Genomic DNA, 15,658 nt, shown 5'->3' on the forward strand with positions numbered 1-15,658 from the left:
CGCGTCTGAAGAACAGGAAGAAATGACATGGCAGAAATCGAAGGATCCGTGGGACAGGGCGGTGACAACCTCGAGCGTGACGTGCGCACGGTGCAGGACCTGCTCAACCGGCAGGACCTGACACCCCTTCGGTCCTTGTCCGTGGATGGCCGCTCGGGACCACGCACCATCGAGGCGATCCGGCATTTCCAGACGCGCAGCCTCGGGATCCAGAGCCCTGACGGCCGCGTCGACCCGGACAGCAGGACGCTCCGGGCACTCGGCTCGGGGCCCGGGACCCGGGGATCCGGTGAGAACGCCGAGACGAGGGCGGTCGACCGCCAGATGCGTGCCGAGCGGGTCGACTCCCGGGTGCAGGAGACGGCGGTGACGACCCGCATCATCGACAACCTGGTCCCACGCTTCGGTTCGTTGCGGGCGAAGATCATCGGCGGGTATCTCTCTGACTCCGACCAGTTCTGGAAGGTCAACTACCACTGGGAGTACTTGCTCCAGATGGCGGAGCACGCCCTCACGCTCCCTCTCGACAAGCAGGACCGCGACGACGTGCAGAACATCCGCTCGAACCTCGTCGCGTGCGCCCCCGACCCGTCGTCGGGTTACACGTCGAGCCCGGTAGGCAAGCCCGAGGACCGCTCGAGCGCGGAGGACGCCTTCCGGCGCTACGAGGTGCTTCGTGGCGCCAAGGAGAGCTTCGGCAGGGTGACTGCGAGGGCAAACCTCAAGGAGAAGAGCAAGAAGAGCCCGACCACATTCGACCTCGCTGCCGCCCCGGTTGCCTCGCCGGGCAAGAGCAAGCACGGCTCGGGCTACGCGCTTGACATCGAGGGCGACAACAGCGGCATCAAGTCTCTGTGCCAAGGACTCGGAGCGACCTTGGTATTCGACGAAAAGAGCCACGTGCACGTCGAGTTCAAGAACGGGCTCGGTCGATAGGACTCAGAAACCACTCCTGTCCCGTGAGGCCACATCGCTACCGCGTCAATGCGTGACCTTTCAATTAGTGCGGGAAATGCGCACCGGTTCAGAAACGCCGGACGTCTGGTCGCCAGTCAGGTCGCCATCGGTGTTGCTATTGCGGCACCTACGGCGACCTGACTTGCGATGTGACGGGGCGCTCACTCGACGAGAAAGGGGGCTCACTCGACGTGGGGGGTGAAGCGCCGGAGACGGAGACTGTTCGACACGACGAAGACCGAGCTGAACGCCATCGCCGCGCCGGCGATCATCGGGTTGAGCAGGCCCGCCGCCGCCAGCGGAAGCGCGGCGATGTTGTACGCGAAGGCCCAGAACAGGTTGCCCTTGATCGTGGCCAGCGTCCGGCGCGAGAGCCGGATCGCGTCGGCGGCCACGCGCAGGTCGCCACGGACCAGCGTCAGGTCGCTCGCCTCGATCGCCACGTCGGTGCCGGTGCCCATCGCGAGCCCGAGGTCGGCCTGGGCCAGGGCTGCGGCGTCGTTGACGCCATCCCCGACCATGGCCACGACGAGGCCCTGCGCCTGCAAACCCGTGATGACGTCCACCTTCTCCGAGGGCAGCACCTCGGCGATGACATGGTCGGTCTCGATCCCGACCTCTGCGGCCACGGCGCGGGCGGCGCGCTCGTTGTCGCCGGTCAGCAGCACCGGTTGCAGACCGAGCGCCTAGAGGTCCGACACGGCGCGCGCCGACGTCGGCTTGACCTCGTCGCTGACGACCAGGACACCGCGAGCCGCACCGTCCCAGGCGACGACGACCGCCGTGCGACCGGCGGCCTGAGCTTCGTCGACGGCCCGCTCCAGCTCGGCCGGCAGCGCCACCGCCCAGTCCGCCACGAACCGCGGACGGCCCACGACGACCGCCGTCCCGGCGCCCGCGGCCGGACCGTCCGCCGCGCCTGCGGCCGCACCGTCCGCCGCGCCCACGCCGACCGGCGCGGCCACCACTCCCTGGACGCCGAGACCGTCGGTGGTCGCGAAACCGGTCACCGCCGGCAGCGACCCGAACCGGGCCCGGGCAGCCTTGGCGATGGCCGCCGCGATCGGGTGCTCGGACGCGTCCTCGACCGCCCCCGCGAGGCGCAGCACGTCGTCCGGCTGCTCGCCGTCCGTAGCCGCGACCGACTGCAGGACCATCCGGCCCGTCGTCACGGTCCCGGTCTTGTCGAGCACGATCGTGTCGACCCGCCGGGTCGACTCGAGCACCTCGGGGCCCTTGATGAGGATGCCGAGCTGGGCGCCGCGCCCCGTGCCGACCATCAGCGCTGTCGGGGTCGCGAGGCCGAGCGCGCACGGGCAGGCGATGATGAGCACGGCGACGGCAGCGGTGAAGGCCGCCGACGCACCGGCCCCGGTTCCGATCCAGTAGCCGAGCGTCGCCACCGCGAGCGCGATGACGATCGGCACGAAGATGCCGGAGACGCGGTCGGCCAGGCGCTGCACCGGCGCCTTGCCGTTCTGGGCGTCCTCGACGAGCCGGGCCATCTGCGCCAGCTGCGTGTCCGCCCCGACCCGGGTCGCCCGGACGACGAGCCGGCCCCCGGCGTTGACGGTCGACCCGACGACGGCATCGCCAGGACCCACCTCGACCGGCACCGACTCGCCCGTGAGCATCGAAGCGTCCACCGCCGAGGTGCCCTGTTCGACGACGCCGTCGGTCGCGACCTTCTCGCCGGGCCGGACGACGAACCGCATGTCGACCGCGAGCGAGCCCACCGGCATACGCTCCTCGGTCGGTCCGTGCGGCCCGTCGCGCAACACCGAGACCTCTTTGGCGCCCATCTCGAGCAGAGCCCGGAGTGCGGCGCCCGCCCGGCGCTTGGAGCGTGCCTCGACGTACCGGCCCGCGAGGATGAACGTCGTCACGCCGGCCGCGGCTTCGAGATAGATGTTCCCCGAGCCGTCGGTGCGGGCGATGGTCAGCTCGAACGGGTGGGTCATGCCAGGCATCCCGGCCGTGCCCCAGAAGAGCGCGTAGACCGACCACCCCAGCGCGGCGATGGTGCCGAGCGAGACGAGCGTGTCCATGGTCGTGGTGCCGTGGCGCAGGTTGGTCCAGGCCGCGCGGTGGAACGGCCAGCCGCCCCACACCACGACCGGGGCCGCGAGCGTCAGGGAGAGCCACTGCCAGCTCGTGAGCTGCAGGGCCGGGACCATCGCCATGGCAATGACCGGGACCGTGAGCAGCGTCGACACGACGAGCCGCTGCCGGAGCGAGCGCACGTGCTCGTATGCCGCCTGGCCGGGCTCCTCGCTCCCGTGGCCGTCCGCGCGGCCCCCGGTCACGCTGCGCTCGGCATCCTCGCGCTGCGAGGTGACGGGCGGGGGCACGGTCGCGCCGTATCCGGCCGCCTCGACGGTGCTCACGAGGTCGTCGAGCGACAGGGTGCCCGGGAACTGGACCTTGGCCTTCTCCGTGGCGTAGTTGACCGTCGCCGTGACGCCCTCGAGCCGGTTGAGCTTGCGCTCGATGCGGTTGGCGCACGACGCGCAGGTCATGCCCGTGATCTCGAGCTCGACCGCGTCGGTTGCCGCGGGCAGGTCGAGTGGGCTGGTCGTGGCCATCAGTGCCCTCCTCCGTGGCTGTCGGTGGTCGTCGTGGGCGCCGGGCCACCTTGTGGCGCAGCGCCACTCGCGCGGACCACGAAGGACGCGGTGCGCACGACGCCCTCGTGCTGGAAGTCGAGGTGCAGCCGGTAGGTGCCCGCACTCGGCGCGGTGGTGTGGAAGACGACGTCCGGGCCGGGGCGGGTCTGCCCGTCGCCGGGCTCGCCGTCGGGATGCACATGCAGGTATGCCAGGTCGCCGTCGCGGAGGGCGACGAGGTGGCCGTAGGCGCCGAGGTAGGGATCGAGGTCGGTGACCGGCTTGCCGTCCTTGGTGACCGACAGGGTGAGCCGTGCGTCCGCGCCGGCGACGAGGTCGCCCGCGAGCGTGACGGCATACCCGTCGACGTATGCCGTCCGCGACTCGGCGGGGGTGGGCACCGGCTGGAAGTCGCCGGCCACCGACAGGTCCGCGCCCAGGGTCAGGGGCGAGGCACCGGTGGCGGTGAAGTCGGCGAAGACACGCCACGTGCCCGGCTGTAGGTCGAGGCTGGTCGACCAGGTGCCGTCGGCGGCCAGCGTCGGGTGGACGTGCTGGAAGCCGGACTGGTCGCGGCGGACGGCGATGAGGTGCAGCCGCTTCTCGTGGGCGATGTCGAATGCCGTGACCGGCTTGCCGTCGGGCCCCGCGATCGTGAACGAGACCGGCACGCCGGCTCCGGCCGCGGCGGTGGGCGCCGAGAGCCGCAGGGCGTACCCCTGGTGGGCGACCGCGAGGCCGCCGGGCAGATCGCTGGTGGGCTGGTTCGGGGAGCCCATGGATGGAGAGCCGTGTCCGTGGGCGTCGGCACCGGACTGGTCGTGGCCCGCGGTCGCCGTGGTCGCCGGGGTGTCCGACCCGACGAGCGACCCGACGCCGAGTGCGACCGCGAAGACCGCGGCCAGCCCGACCGCGAACCCGGTGACCTTGGTCGTGGTCGACAGGTCGTCGATCCTCATGAGGCATCCGCCAGCGTGTAGCCGGCCTCCTCGACGGCGGCGCGGACCGACGCCGCATGGACCGGCGCGGTGCTCGTCACCGTGAGCTGCCCGGAAGCGAGGTCGACGACGACCTCGTGGACGCCCGGGATGGCCCCGACCTCCTCGGACACCGACGAGACGCAGTGCCCGCAGGTCATCCCGAGGACGGTGTAGGTGCTGGTCTGGCTCATGGTCGTGCCCCTTCGAGTCGGTGTGACGCACATCTCTTAATACCCCTAGGGGGTACCAGTGCACCCCACCATAGCGCGTCCTCGACATACCCGCTAGGGGTATCCCTGGCAGGCGTCGGCCCGGTCGGTAGGCGGGTTCGGCGCGATGTCAGGGCGCGCCGGACACGCGAGCGGAGCGAGCGCCAGCGAGCGAGTCGAGGAGGGAAGGCGCGCCGAACAGGGCGAGCGGAGCGAGCCAATGTGATGGTGCCGGGCTAACGTCCAGAGGCATGGCTCGCTCCCGCAAGGCAGGTCTGGCCGACATCGACGAGATCGCGCTCGCGCTGCCCGAGGTCACGCGGGACCCTCCGAGCGGGGGCCGGCCGTCGTACCAGGTCGGCGGCAAGGTGTTCGCCTTCGCGCGCGGCCCACGCAAGGACGCCTTCGACCCCGACACCGGCGAGCCCTACACCGACGTCCTCGCCTTCCAGTGCACCCCCGAGGACAAGCAGTCGATGGTCGCCGACGCGGACTCGCCGTGGTTCACGACGCCACACTGGAACGGGTACAACGCCGTGCTGCTCCTGGAGCGCGACCTCGGCCGCCTCACCGTGGCCGAGCTGCGCGAGGTGATCACCGACGCCTGGCTGAGACGGGCACCGAAACGGCTCGCCACCGCCTACCTCGCCGGCGAGCCATGACGGAGAAATACCCCGCCTGGGTATGATGTTGTCGTCCACGAGGAGGTGCCATGCCTGGATACACCGGCAGCAAGGACGACTACCTGAAGCGGCTGCGCCGTATCGAGGGGCAGGTGCGCGGCGTGCAGAAGATGGTCGACAGCGACACCTACTGCATCGACATCCTGACCCAGGTCAGCGCGATCACCAAGGCGCTGCAGGCGGTGAGCCTCGGCCTGCTCGAGGACCACGTCTCGCACTGCGTGGTGGACGCTGCCCGCGAGTCCGACGAGGCGGCCCAGATCAAGGTCCGCGAGGCGGCCGACGCGATCGCTCGCCTCGTGCGGAGCTGAGCCGTCTCCGGCACCCACCGACCGACCGAGGAGGACCCATGACCGTAAGCACCCTGGCCGAGATCACCGTCGCCGGCATGACGTGCGGGCACTGCACGGCCGCCGTGAGCGGCGAGCTGTCCGCGATCCCGGGCGTGACCGCCGTCATGGTCGACCTCCGCCCGGGGGCCGACTCTCCGGTGACCATCACGAGTGAGGGGCCGCTCGACCCATCCGTCATCGAGGCCGCCGTCGCCGAGGCAGGCTACGCGCTCCGATGAGCAACGGCGAGGCGCCGGTCAACCCGCCCAGGCCCGAGGCAGCCGAGCCCTCGGGGCAAGTCCGCCTCGCGATCACCGGGATGACCTGTGCGTCCTGCTCGGCCCGGATCGAGCGCAAGCTCGCCAAGGTCGCGGGCGTCAGGTCGGCGACCGTCAACCTCGCGACGGAGAAGGCGTTCGTCAACTACTCGGCCCCCGTCACCGCCGACCAGATCGTCGCCGAGGTGGAGAAGACCGGCTACGGCGCCCGCGTCCTGGACGACACCGGATCGGGCCACAGGCCGGCCGCCGGCGCCCTCCTCGAGAAGCTGCGTGCCTCCCAGGCGCCGCGCACCGGACCAGCCCGCGGGCAACCTGGTCACGCGAAGCGCTCTGAGCCCTCTGAGCCCTCTGAGCACTCGGGTCACCCTGGGCACGACGCGCACGCGGGACACGACGCGCACGCGGGACACGACGCGCAGGCTGGGCCCCGGCACCCCGACCACCCTGGGCATGGAGCGAGCCACCTCGACCACCCGCCTGCGCAGACGTCTCTCCGTCCCCGCCTTCTGGTCGCGGTCGCGCTCACGGTGCCGCTGGTCGTGCTCGGCATGCTGCTGCCCGACCATTCGGTGAGCGCCTGGCTGCAGCTCGTGCTCGCGACGCCCGTCGTCGTGTGGTGTGCCTGGCCGTTCCACCGCGCCGCGACCATCGCCGCGCGGCACGCCGGGTCCACGATGGACACCCTCGTCTCGATCGGCGTGCTCGCGGCATACGGCTACTCCCTGGTCGAGCTCGTCACCCACCCCGGCGGAGGCGGGACCCTGTACTTCGAGGTGGCGGCCGTCGTCACGACGTTCCTGCTTCTGGGGCGGTACCTCGAGGCGCGCGCGAGGGACTCCGGCAAGGAGGCGCTCCGCTCGCTCCTGGACCTCGGCGCCAAGGACGTCGCCGTGCTGCGCATCGACCCTCGGACCCGGACCACGAGCGAGCTGAGGATCCCGGTCGAGCAGCTCGTCGTCGGCGACCAGTTCCTGGTGCGGCCCGGCGAGAAGATCGCCACCGACGGGGTCGTGCTAGACGGCAACAGCGCGGTCGACGCCAGCCTGGTCACCGGCGAGTCGACGCCGGTCGACGTCACCCCGGGCGCCGAGGTGCCGGGCGGCTCGGTCAACACCACGGGCCGGCTCGTCATCGAGGCCAGGCGAGTCGGCTCCGACACGATGCTGGCCGGCATCCAGCGGCTCGTCGAGCAGGCCCAGACCGGCAAGGCGGACGTGCAGCGCCTGGCGGACAGGGTGTCCGCGGTCTTCGTGCCTGTCGTCCTCGTCGTCGCGCTCGGCACCTTCGTCGCGTGGCTGGTCACCGGCCACGACCTGGCCCGCGCCCTCGCGGTCGCGGTGACCGTGCTCATCATCGCCTGCCCGTGCGCCCTCGGCCTCGCCACTCCGACGGCCCTGCTCGTCGGCACCGGCCGGGGCGCGCAGCTCGGCACCCTCATCAAAGGCCCGCAGGTCCTCGAGAACACCCGCCGGGTCGACACCGTGGTGCTCGACAAGACCGGCACCGTGACCACCGGCGAGCTCCGGCTCAGCAGCATCGCCGTGCTCGGCCGGCTGTCGAAGAAGGCCGCACTCACCGCGGCCGCTGCGGTCGAGCAGGGCAGTGAGCACCCCATCGCCGGCGCGATCGTCTCGGGCGCGGCCCTGGCTCAGATCGACCTGCCCCGCATCCGCGACTTCTCCGCCAACCCGGGCGAGGGCGCCAGCGCGAGGATCAAGGACACCGAGGTCACGGTCGGCAAGGCCGCACTGTTCGAGACCGTCGACGCCGAGCTCCTCGAGCATGCGGCGGCGCACGCGGGGACGACGGTCTTCGTCGGGTGGGAGGGCATCGCACGGGCGGCGCTCACTGTCGAGGACACCGTCCGCGACAGCTCGAAGGCCGCGGTGCAGCGGCTGCGCGGCCTGGGTCTGACGCCTTACCTGCTCACCGGCGACGCGGCCGGCAACGCGCGGGGCGTCGCCGACGAGGTCGGCATCGACCCCGACAAGGTGCGCGCCGACGTGCTGCCCGCGGACAAGCACGAGGTGGTCAAGGCGCTGCAGGCCTCGGGGCGCGTCGTGGCCATGGTCGGAGACGGGGTGAACGACGCCGCCGCGCTCGCACAGGCCGACCTCGGCCTCGCCATGGGCTCGGGCACCGACGTCGCGATGGACTCCGCCGACATCGTCCTCGTCCGGTCCGACCTCGACGCCGTCGGTGACGCCATCGGCCTGTCCCGACAGACGCTCCGCGTGATCCAGCAGAACCTCGCGTGGGCCTTCGGGTACAACATCGCCGCGATCCCGGTGGCGGCGCTCGGCCTGCTCAACCCGATGATCGCGGGCGGGGCCATGGCCCTGTCGTCCGTGCTCGTCGTCACCAACTCACTGCGCCTCAAGCGCTACGGCCGCTGACGGCATACGCGGACATGCCGGACGGCGGCCGTCCCACGTAGGGAAACGGCCGCCGTCCGGATGCGAGCGACAGGTGCAGGTCAGATGGTGACCTTGCCGGCCGGGGTGTCGAAGGTGACCGAGAGCAGGCCCGGCGTGCCGTGCGGGGCGACGAACGTGAAGTCGATGCCGCCCTTGTCGAAGGTGTCCTCCGGACCGAGCCACTCGCGCACCCGCTTGGGGTCGCCGGCGATCTGGAGGTTGTCGATCGAGACGGACGTATCGGCACCGGCCGAAGGGTGGACCGTCATGTCGTCCCACTCGATGAAGTAGGGCACCTGCGGGTCGGCCATGAGGCCCTTGATGCCGAGCTGGCGCCACTTGAGCTCGGTGCCGTCCGGGCGGTGCCGGTTGCCGTCGACGGCGTCGCGGCCGAGGCGGCGCTCCACCTTGCTGATGTCGTCGACCGCGACGACCCAGCCGAGCCACCCGCCGCCGGCTTCCGACCGGGCCCGGACGGCCTGGCCGAAGGGCGCCTTGTCGGAGGCCGGGTGGTCAAGCACCTCGACGACCTCGACATAGTGGTCCTTGGCCAGCGGGAAGATCACGTTGCGGGTGCCGAACCGGGGGTGCACACCGCCGTCGACGGGGGCCACGCCGATCAGCCTGGACAAACGGTCGGCCGTGGCCTTCAGGCCTCCGGCCTCCGCTGCATACGACACATGGTCAACTCGCATACAGAACATCGTGACACACCCATTGGGGTGCTCTTGACCACCCCTCCCCTGCCCCGCCCGGCCCCCGCCTCTGGTCGAGTGAGCGCCCCGTCCCACCCGTGACGGCGGATGCCCGCCTCAGGTCCGTGACTCGGGGGACGGAGCGCTCACTCGACCTGCGAGGTTCCGCTGGCGCACTGCCTCGTAGAGGACGATGGCCGCGGAGGCGGCTACGTTGAGGCTGTTCGCCTTGCCGTGCATGGGGATTCGAACCAGCTGGTCGGCTGCTGCAAGGAGCGTGGCGTCGGCGCCGTGCTTCTCGGCGCCCACGGCGACGGCGACGCGCCCGGTCAGGTCGACGTCGGTGTGGAGCTGGTCCGTCTCCGGCGTGGTCACGATGAGGCGCACGTCATGGGCCTTGAGCCAGTCGAGCGCCTCGGCCGTCGTGCCGCTCGCGACCGGCACCGCGAAGACCGTTCCCTTGCTCGCGCGCACGACGTTGGGGTTGCCCCAGTCGGTGACGGGGTCGGCGGCGACGACTGCGTCGACGCCGGCCGCGTCGGCGGTCCGCAGCATCGCTCCGAGGTTGCCGGGCTTCTCGACGCCCTGGGACAGCAGCGTCAGATGGTCGGGCCCGTCGACCTGAAGGTCGGCCACGGGGCCGCCGACTGCCTGGACCACGGCGAGCAGGCCGTCGGGGCCCTCACGGTAGGACACCTTCTCGAATGCCGGTCGAGCCAGGTGCACGATCTCGACCCGGTCGGCGCGCAGCCGGTCGATCAGGTCGGACTGCTGGCCGATGTGCTGCGAGCCGGCCCGCCCGGCGTCGCTGAAGAGCTCCTCGCAGACGTAGACCGCGACCGGCCGCACCCCTGCCGACAGCGCGAGACCGATCTCCTCGTAGCCCTCGACGAGGGTCTGCGCGGTCTCCTCGCGCGTGCGCCGGCGACGCAGCGACAGCAGACCCTTGAGGCGCGGGTTGGACGCGGAGGTGATGGTGAGCTCGCGAGCGGGGGGCGTCGTCATGGCAGGCCCAGCATCGCACCCCTTGGGAGTGTCGGGGGTCTCTCCTAGCGTGGACCCACGGGCCGGCGCCGTCGCGGCGCCTGCCGGAGCCCACCCGAGCGCACCCCAAGCAGGAGGATCTCGTGACTTCGCTCAGCGACCGACCCAACACTGCGCTGCTCGTCGTCGACGTGCAGAACGATGTCGTCGGCAACGCGTGGAACCGCGACGGCGTCATCGCCAACATCAACGCGCTCGTCGACAAGGCACGCGCGCAGAACGTCCCCGTCATCTGGGTCCAGCACTCCGACGAGGGTATGCCGCAGGGTTCGCCGGGGTGGGAGTACGTCCCCGAGCTCGCCCGGCTGGCCGAGGAGCCCCTGGTCCACAAGGAGTACAACGACTCGTTCGAGGACACGGACCTCGAGGAGCGCCTCGCCGAGCACCAGGTCGGCCGCCTGGTCGTCACCGGCGCGCAGACCGACGCATGCATCCGGTCGACGCTGCACGGCGCCCTCGTTCGGGGGTACGACGCAACCCTCGTCGGCGACGCCCACACGACGGAGGACCTTCGCCAGTGGGGCATCCCGGTCAGCCCCGAGCAGGTCATCGCGCACACGAACGCCTACTGGTCGGAGTCCAAGGCCAAGGGCCGCAAAGGTGGCACGGTCCCCACCGCGGAGGTGGACTTCTTCGCCGAGGCCTGACGGGGCCTCCGGGGCTGGTGCGGTCCTCGGCGCAACCCACCCCGCTGGGGGTGGACGCGAACCACCCGGCCCGGTGGCAGCGTCGTCTGCATCGTCCAAAGGCACGGCGGGAGGAAAGTCATGACCGATGCACTAGTAGGGCCGATCGACTATCTGGCGGTGGAGTTCCCGGCGGCCAGGCTCGAAGGCAAGGCGATGCAGGCCATCGTCGATCTCGTGGAGGCAGGGATCATCCGCGTCCTCGACATGCGGGTTGCGGTCGTCGACGCCGACGGCGTCATGAGCGCCGTGGCGCTCTCCGATCTCGACGGTGACGGGATCCTCGACCTCGCGGTCTTCGAGGGCATCGAGTCCGGGCTGCTCGGCGACGACGACCTCCAGGAGTCGGCTTCGCTCATCGCGCCGGGCAACGGCGTCGGCCTCATCGTGTACGAGAACACGTGGGCGGGGCCCTTCGTCGCCGCACTGCGTGAGGTGGGCGCGGAGGTCATCTCCAGCGGCCGCATCCCGGCCACCGAGGTCCTCGACGCGCTCGACCAGCTCGAGGCCGCCGAGGGAGCCTCCGAGGCCGGACAACCGGAACCGGTCTGAACCAACCCGCGATCGAGTGGAACACGAGAGGAACTGACATGGGCCTGATAGGTGGAATGGCACGCACGGCCGTCGTCGCGGGCACGGCGACAGCCGTCTCGAACCGCGTCTCCCGGCGCCAGGCAGGTCGCTGGGCTGCACAGGACCAGCAGCAGTACGAGCACGAGCAGTACCAGCAGCAGCAAGCACAGCAGCAGTACCAGCAGCAGTACGCCCCACCGCCGCCGCCGCCGCCTGCTCCTGCGGCCCCCGCCGGCGGCGGGACCGACGACATGATCGCCCAGCTGGAGAAGCTCGGGCAGCTCAAGGCGGCGGGCATCCTCACGGACGCCGAGTTCGAGGCCCAGAAGGCCAAGCTGCTCGCCGGCTGACCATCGCTGACCATCGCTGACCACCGCTGACCACCGCTGACCACCGCGCTGACCGGTTGAGCGCCGGTTCGTCCGGCTCGTCACTCACCCCCAGCGGGTGAGTGAGGTCCCGACCGCGCCAGAAGTGCTGCGCACCCGGCGTCCCCCTGGTTACCGTGCCAGGAGGACGCCGGGTCACGCATGTCTGGGGTGCATCGGGAGGGTCACGTGGATCGATCCACACCGTCGAGCTCGCTGGTTCAGCGCGGGCGCTTCGACTCGCCCTTCTTCAGGTCCAAGTTCCGCGTGCCGTCGACGCCTGACCACTTCGTCACCCGTCCGCGCCTGACCGAGCTGCTCGACGAGCTCGCCGACCTTCCGGTCACCGCCCTGGTCGCACCGGCGGGAGCCGGCAAGACCGCGCTGGCCGCCGACTGGGTGCGTCGCGGTGCGCGCCGTGCCGCGTGGCTCGCCCTCGATGACGCCGACGGGGAGCCGGCCCAGTTCTGGGCCTCGATGATGGCCGCCCTCGACGCGCTGGCGGCGGGAGTGGCCGACCGGGCGCTGCCGCTGGTGCGCAGGACCGGTGGCCTCGAGGACGCCCTGCGCGTGCTGGGTGAGGACCTCGAGCTCGCCGACCCACCTCCGGCGGTTCTCGTCATCGATGATCTGCACCATCTGGGCGAGGACGCCGTGAGCCGGGCCACGCTCGTCTCGTTCGTGGAGCACCGCCCGCCGTGGCTGCACCTGATGCTGCTCAGCCGACACCACCTGGCCCTGCCCGTGGACCGCCTGCGGGCTCGCGGCGAGCTGGCCGACATCGCCTTCGACGTCCTGCGCTTCTCGGACACCGAGGCCACCGAGATGCTGACCGGCCTGTGCCCGTCTGTGCCGCGTGAAGTCCTCGTGGAGGTCGCCGACCGCTCGGGCGGGTGGGCAGCCGCCCTGCAGCTGGCGGCCCTGGCCATCCGGGTGAACCGCGTGCCGCACGGCACCGACGCATCCGACAGGTCTGCGCCTGCACCCGGCTCGGACCGGCTGATCGACCACTACGTCTGGCACGAGGTGCTCGAGGGCGAGCACGAGGACATGATCGACCTGCTCCTACGCATCTCGGTCGTCGACCGGGTCAACTTCGGCCTCGCCGAGGCACTGAGCGGTCGCAGCGATGCCGGCGACCTGCTCATGGAGGCCGAGTCGAGGGGTCTGTTCGTGACCAGCCTCGACGCAGGCGGCTGGTTCGAGGTGCACAGCCTGGTCCGCGAGATGCTGCTCGCCGAGCTGGGGCGCCGCTGGCCGGAGCGGCTGCTCGAGCAGCACGCCCGCGCGGCGCACTGGTTCGAGAGCGTCGGCGACGAGCCGGCAGCGCTCGAGCAGTGGCTCGAGGCCGGCGAGCCGCGACAGGCCCTGCGCCTGCTGTCCGACATCGCCGTCAGCCTGGTCGACGCGGGCCGCAGGTCGGTCATCCGCCGGGTCGTCGCAGACATCCCAGCGGAGGTGTCGAGCGCGGACCTGGACTCGATGGTCCGGTTCGCCTGGTGCCAGCTGATGGTCGACCGTCGGGGATTCCTCGACGCTCTCGCGCGGGCCGAGCTCGCCGCGAGCGTGCGCACGCCCGGCACTGCCGACGCGGTCAACAGCGCCGGAGCGGGCGCCATCGAGGTGCTCCAGTCGGCTGCCGCCCTCGTCAACGGCGACTGGCGGGCCGGAGAGGACGCCGCCCGCGACGCCCTGGCGGCATTCGGCACCGGAGCACCCGGACACCCGCTCGGCCGCTTCGCGTGGGGGCTGGTCGCGCACGGCATCGCACTCGACGAACGGTGGGACGACGACGGCCCCGAGGTCGGCGAGGTGCGGGTCCAGGTCGGAGCGGACCCGGAGCGCCGGCTGGCCCACGAAGGGGCGCGGGCCGTCGGCCTCGTCCTCGCCGGCCACCCGCTCGACTCGCTGCGCGTCGCTGCCGGCATCCGGCACGTCACCCAGGCCGGGGACCGGGCCTCGCTGCGCACCGAGCTCGACCTTGCCGGCGCCATCGCGGCGCGCGAGCTCGGGGACCGCGAACGCGCCGAGTCAGCCTTGCACGCGCTCGCCGACCAGCCGGCATACCCGAGCACCTTCGTCCAGGTCCTGGCGCTCCTCGAGCTCGTGGCCGCGCGGGTCGCCGACGACGACCTCGCGGCGGCCGACGCGCTGTTCCAGCGCTGTCGCGAGCTGTGCCAGGAGCAGTTCGCCGGGGCGGGCGCGATGACGTGGCTGGCCGGCGCAGGGGCCGCGCTGGCGCTGGCCGGGGATGACGTCGACGCCGCCGAGCACTGGGCGGAGGGGGTCGGCGACCCCTTCTGGGGGCCGCTCTGGGCTGCCCGCATCGACACCGCACGCGGGAGGTATGCCGCCGCGACCGACGCGCTCGAGACCGCCGTTCCGCGGTGTGCCCGGCACCGCGTGGTGCGCGGGCTGGTCCTCGCGCGTGCCACGGTCGACGACCGGGAGCGGGCGCTCAAGGCCGTCGAGGCGGCCATCGAGCTTGCGGCGGAGCATGGCATGCTTCGCACCGTCGCGTCCGAGGCCGGCGGCCTCGTCGACCTCGTCGAGCTCTCGGCCTGGCGGGTGCCGGACGGGTGGATGGACCGGTTCCGGCGGGCGGTCGTGCTCGGGCACGAGGAGGCGGCGACGCCGCTGCCACGACTCGTCGAGGGGCTCACGGACCGCGAGCGCGACGTGCTGCGCCTGCTGCCGAGCCGGCTGACCCTGCGTGAGATCGCCTCGGAGCTGTTCGTCTCGCAGAACACGCTGAAGTTCCACCTGCGCGTCATCTACCGCAAGCTCGGCGTCAACTCCCGGGCCGAGGCGGTCGAGCAGGCGCGGCGGTTCCGGCTGCTGTCCGGGGGCGGCGGGTCAAGCGGGCCGGCCGGCTCGGCGGGGCCGCAGGGCGGCACCTCAGCCACCATGCGCGCCTATGGCAGGCACCTGCGCTAGGACCCGACGATCTTGGCCTGTTGACGCTCGAACTCCTCCTCCGACAGCAGGCCGCGGTCGACCAGGTCGAGCAGCTCCCGCACCTGGTCGACGCGGCTGGGCACGGGGGACGGAGCCGCGTCGTCGCGACGGTCGAGGTCCGGCGCATCGCGCAGCAGGTCGGCGTGACGACGACGCGACGTGCCGGGCCGGGAATCCATCAGACCTCCTCGTTCTCGAGGTCGAAGCGCGCGTGCGATCGACGCGACTGCTCGAGACGGTGCCGCGGGATGCGCTCGCCGCCGAGGATCTGGCCGCCGCTCCTCCGCGCAGCGTCCGCGAGCTGTTGAGCCCAGCGGTCCTCGGCCACGACGATGAGCGCCGACGATCCCGCCGGCATCCCCCGGCACGCGAGAGCGATGTCGTCGTCGCTGAGCAACCCGGCCGCCCCCGGCGCGCTCCCGTCGGCGCCGTGCAGGCGCCGCAGCCCCGGCAGGTACTCCGGCTCGACGACCGACACCCGCCCGGCGACGTCGGAGGTCACGCCGACGACGTCGAGAATCCTGATCTGGGACGTGATGACGAGGCGCTCGAGGGCGTCGGCCACGGGGACCGCCGAGGAGAGCTCCGGCAGCGCGACGACCACGTACTCCACCAGGTCCAGATCTGGCGCGCTGTCTGGTGTGCTGTCTGGTGTGGCATCCGGTGTGTTCCGGGCCGGCGAGCCCCGCCCCTCGTCGCCTGTCATCGCAAACCTCCAGACAATGCAGGCGGCGCGCAGAGGTCGCACGAGCCGCTCGTCGAGCCGTCCTGCCCTGAGCTCCGTCGGTTGGTGGCGCCATGCTGTCCGCTGGGCGGGTAGTCGCACACCACCCTTACCGGGGTAGGCGGTCCTGATGGCCCTGAGGCCC

General features: G+C 71.7%; 15 protein-coding genes and 1 pseudogene. 9 read left to right on the forward strand and 7 right to left on the reverse strand.

The features are described from left to right. The first annotated feature begins 27 nt into the window (after positions 1-27). A complete protein-coding gene (locus ACYVLP_RS04000; RefSeq protein WP_460626044.1) occupies positions 28-936 on the forward strand; it encodes a peptidoglycan-binding domain-containing protein in 909 nt (302 codons plus the stop codon). A 203-nt stretch (positions 937-1,139) separates the two neighbouring features. On the opposite strand, the pseudogene ACYVLP_RS04005 reads toward ACYVLP_RS04000, so the two are convergent. The 3 genes and pseudogenes from ACYVLP_RS04005 to ACYVLP_RS04015 all read right to left on the reverse strand — a co-directional run bounded on the left by ACYVLP_RS04005 (position 1,140) and on the right by ACYVLP_RS04015 (position 4,734). Beyond that, positions 1,140-3,542: pseudogene (locus ACYVLP_RS04005) on the reverse strand (heavy metal translocating P-type ATPase). After that, entirely contained in the window at positions 3,542-4,522 is a 981-nt protein-coding gene (locus ACYVLP_RS04010) for a hypothetical protein (RefSeq protein ID WP_460626045.1), read from the reverse strand. Before ACYVLP_RS04010 ends, ACYVLP_RS04005 begins: the two are co-directional and overlap by 1 nt. Further along, the gene (locus ACYVLP_RS04015) at positions 4,519-4,734 is read right to left on the reverse strand and encodes a heavy-metal-associated domain-containing protein (RefSeq protein WP_460626046.1); all 216 of its coding nucleotides are present in this window, start codon (positions 4,732-4,734) and stop codon (positions 4,519-4,521) included. Before ACYVLP_RS04015 ends, ACYVLP_RS04010 begins: the two co-directional genes overlap by 4 nt. 269 nt (positions 4,735-5,003) lie before the next feature. Here ACYVLP_RS04015 and ACYVLP_RS04020 point away from each other — a divergent pair, with 269 nt between their 5' ends. Genes ACYVLP_RS04020 through ACYVLP_RS04035 form a run of 4 tightly spaced genes read left to right on the forward strand, consistent with a single transcriptional unit; the run spans position 5,004 to position 8,444 of the window. Beyond that, positions 5,004-5,414, forward strand: a complete 411-nt coding sequence (locus ACYVLP_RS04020) for an MmcQ/YjbR family DNA-binding protein (RefSeq protein WP_460626047.1) — start codon at positions 5,004-5,006, stop codon at positions 5,412-5,414. Positions 5,415-5,464: 50 nt separating this feature from the next. Beyond that, a complete protein-coding gene (locus tag ACYVLP_RS04025) occupies positions 5,465-5,746 on the forward strand; it encodes a metal-sensitive transcriptional regulator (RefSeq protein WP_452268093.1) in 282 nt (93 codons plus the stop codon). A gap of 38 nt (positions 5,747-5,784) precedes the next feature. Further along, entirely contained in the window at positions 5,785-6,006 is a 222-nt protein-coding gene (locus tag ACYVLP_RS04030; RefSeq protein ID WP_460626048.1) for a heavy-metal-associated domain-containing protein, read from the forward strand. Then, complete coding sequence (locus ACYVLP_RS04035) at positions 6,003-8,444, forward strand: heavy metal translocating P-type ATPase (RefSeq protein WP_460626049.1); 2,442 nt, start codon at positions 6,003-6,005, stop codon at positions 8,442-8,444. The genes ACYVLP_RS04030 and ACYVLP_RS04035 overlap by 4 nt, the downstream gene beginning before the upstream one ends. A gap of 80 nt (positions 8,445-8,524) precedes the next feature. On the opposite strand, the gene ACYVLP_RS04040 is transcribed toward ACYVLP_RS04035, so the two are convergent. Together ACYVLP_RS04040 and ACYVLP_RS04045 are read right to left on the reverse strand one after the other, a co-directional pair. Beyond that, positions 8,525-9,160 carry a VOC family protein gene (locus ACYVLP_RS04040; RefSeq protein ID WP_452268096.1) on the reverse strand — a complete coding sequence of 212 codons (636 nt, stop codon included), beginning with the start codon at positions 9,158-9,160 and terminating at the stop codon, positions 8,525-8,527. A gap of 117 nt (positions 9,161-9,277) precedes the next feature. Further along, the gene (locus ACYVLP_RS04045) at positions 9,278-10,165 is read right to left on the reverse strand and encodes a TrmH family RNA methyltransferase (RefSeq protein ID WP_460626050.1); all 888 of its coding nucleotides are present in this window, start codon (positions 10,163-10,165) and stop codon (positions 9,278-9,280) included. Between the two features lie 122 nt (positions 10,166-10,287). Here ACYVLP_RS04045 and ACYVLP_RS04050 point away from each other — a divergent pair, with 122 nt between their 5' ends. The 4 genes from ACYVLP_RS04050 to ACYVLP_RS04065 all read left to right on the forward strand — a co-directional run bounded on the left by ACYVLP_RS04050 (position 10,288) and on the right by ACYVLP_RS04065 (position 14,768). After that, positions 10,288-10,851, forward strand: a complete 564-nt coding sequence (locus tag ACYVLP_RS04050) for a cysteine hydrolase family protein (RefSeq protein ID WP_460626051.1) — start codon at positions 10,288-10,290, stop codon at positions 10,849-10,851. Between the two features lie 120 nt (positions 10,852-10,971). Then, positions 10,972-11,442, forward strand: a complete 471-nt coding sequence (locus ACYVLP_RS04055) for a DUF6325 family protein (protein WP_460626052.1) — start codon at positions 10,972-10,974, stop codon at positions 11,440-11,442. A 56-nt stretch (positions 11,443-11,498) separates the two neighbouring features. Next, on the forward strand, positions 11,499-11,813 hold the full coding sequence (locus ACYVLP_RS04060) for an SHOCT domain-containing protein (RefSeq protein ID WP_460626053.1): 315 nt from the start codon (positions 11,499-11,501) through the stop codon (positions 11,811-11,813). 207 nt (positions 11,814-12,020) lie between these two features. After that, positions 12,021-14,768, forward strand: coding sequence for a LuxR C-terminal-related transcriptional regulator (locus tag ACYVLP_RS04065; protein ID WP_460626054.1), 2,748 nt, complete (start codon positions 12,021-12,023; stop codon positions 14,766-14,768). Here ACYVLP_RS04065 and ACYVLP_RS04070 read toward each other — a convergent pair. Both ACYVLP_RS04070 and ACYVLP_RS04075 read right to left on the reverse strand, forming a co-directional pair. Next, entirely contained in the window at positions 14,765-14,968 is a 204-nt protein-coding gene (locus ACYVLP_RS04070; protein ID WP_460626055.1) for a hypothetical protein, read from the reverse strand. The two genes, ACYVLP_RS04065 and ACYVLP_RS04070, sit on opposite strands and share 4 nt — an antisense overlap. After that, the gene (locus tag ACYVLP_RS04075; protein WP_460626056.1) at positions 14,968-15,495 is read right to left on the reverse strand and encodes a DUF6325 family protein; all 528 of its coding nucleotides are present in this window, start codon (positions 15,493-15,495) and stop codon (positions 14,968-14,970) included. Before ACYVLP_RS04075 ends, ACYVLP_RS04070 begins: the two co-directional genes overlap by 1 nt. Between the last annotated feature and the right edge of the window lie 163 nt (positions 15,496-15,658).

It is taken from the genome of Intrasporangium mesophilum, from assembly GCF_054783095.1.

What these genes read in the sequence shown, in the direction of transcription:
- ACYVLP_RS04055 (WP_460626052.1), top strand. Translation starts at nt 10,972, where the DNA reads ATGACCGATGCACTAGTAGGGCCGATCGACTATCTGGCGGTGGAGTTC.
- ACYVLP_RS04025 (WP_452268093.1), top strand. Translation starts at nt 5,465, where the DNA reads ATGCCTGGATACACCGGCAGCAAGGACGACTACCTGAAGCGGCTGCGC.
- ACYVLP_RS04040 (WP_452268096.1), bottom strand. Translation starts at nt 9,160, where the DNA reads ATGCGAGTTGACCATGTGTCGTATGCAGCGGAGGCCGGAGGCCTGAAG.
- ACYVLP_RS04020 (WP_460626047.1), top strand. Translation starts at nt 5,004, where the DNA reads ATGGCTCGCTCCCGCAAGGCAGGTCTGGCCGACATCGACGAGATCGCG.
- ACYVLP_RS04045 (WP_460626050.1), bottom strand. Translation starts at nt 10,165, where the DNA reads ATGACGACGCCCCCCGCTCGCGAGCTCACCATCACCTCCGCGTCCAAC.
- ACYVLP_RS04030 (WP_460626048.1), top strand. Translation starts at nt 5,785, where the DNA reads ATGACCGTAAGCACCCTGGCCGAGATCACCGTCGCCGGCATGACGTGC.
- ACYVLP_RS04070 (WP_460626055.1), bottom strand. Translation starts at nt 14,968, where the DNA reads ATGGATTCCCGGCCCGGCACGTCGCGTCGTCGTCACGCCGACCTGCTG.
- ACYVLP_RS04000 (WP_460626044.1), top strand. Translation starts at nt 28, where the DNA reads ATGGCAGAAATCGAAGGATCCGTGGGACAGGGCGGTGACAACCTCGAG.
- ACYVLP_RS04075 (WP_460626056.1), bottom strand. Translation starts at nt 15,495, where the DNA reads ATGACAGGCGACGAGGGGCGGGGCTCGCCGGCCCGGAACACACCGGAT.
- ACYVLP_RS04035 (WP_460626049.1), top strand. Translation starts at nt 6,003, where the DNA reads ATGAGCAACGGCGAGGCGCCGGTCAACCCGCCCAGGCCCGAGGCAGCC.
- ACYVLP_RS04010 (WP_460626045.1), bottom strand. Translation starts at nt 4,522, where the DNA reads ATGAGGATCGACGACCTGTCGACCACGACCAAGGTCACCGGGTTCGCG.
- ACYVLP_RS04015 (WP_460626046.1), bottom strand. Translation starts at nt 4,734, where the DNA reads ATGAGCCAGACCAGCACCTACACCGTCCTCGGGATGACCTGCGGGCAC.
- ACYVLP_RS04060 (WP_460626053.1), top strand. Translation starts at nt 11,499, where the DNA reads ATGGCACGCACGGCCGTCGTCGCGGGCACGGCGACAGCCGTCTCGAAC.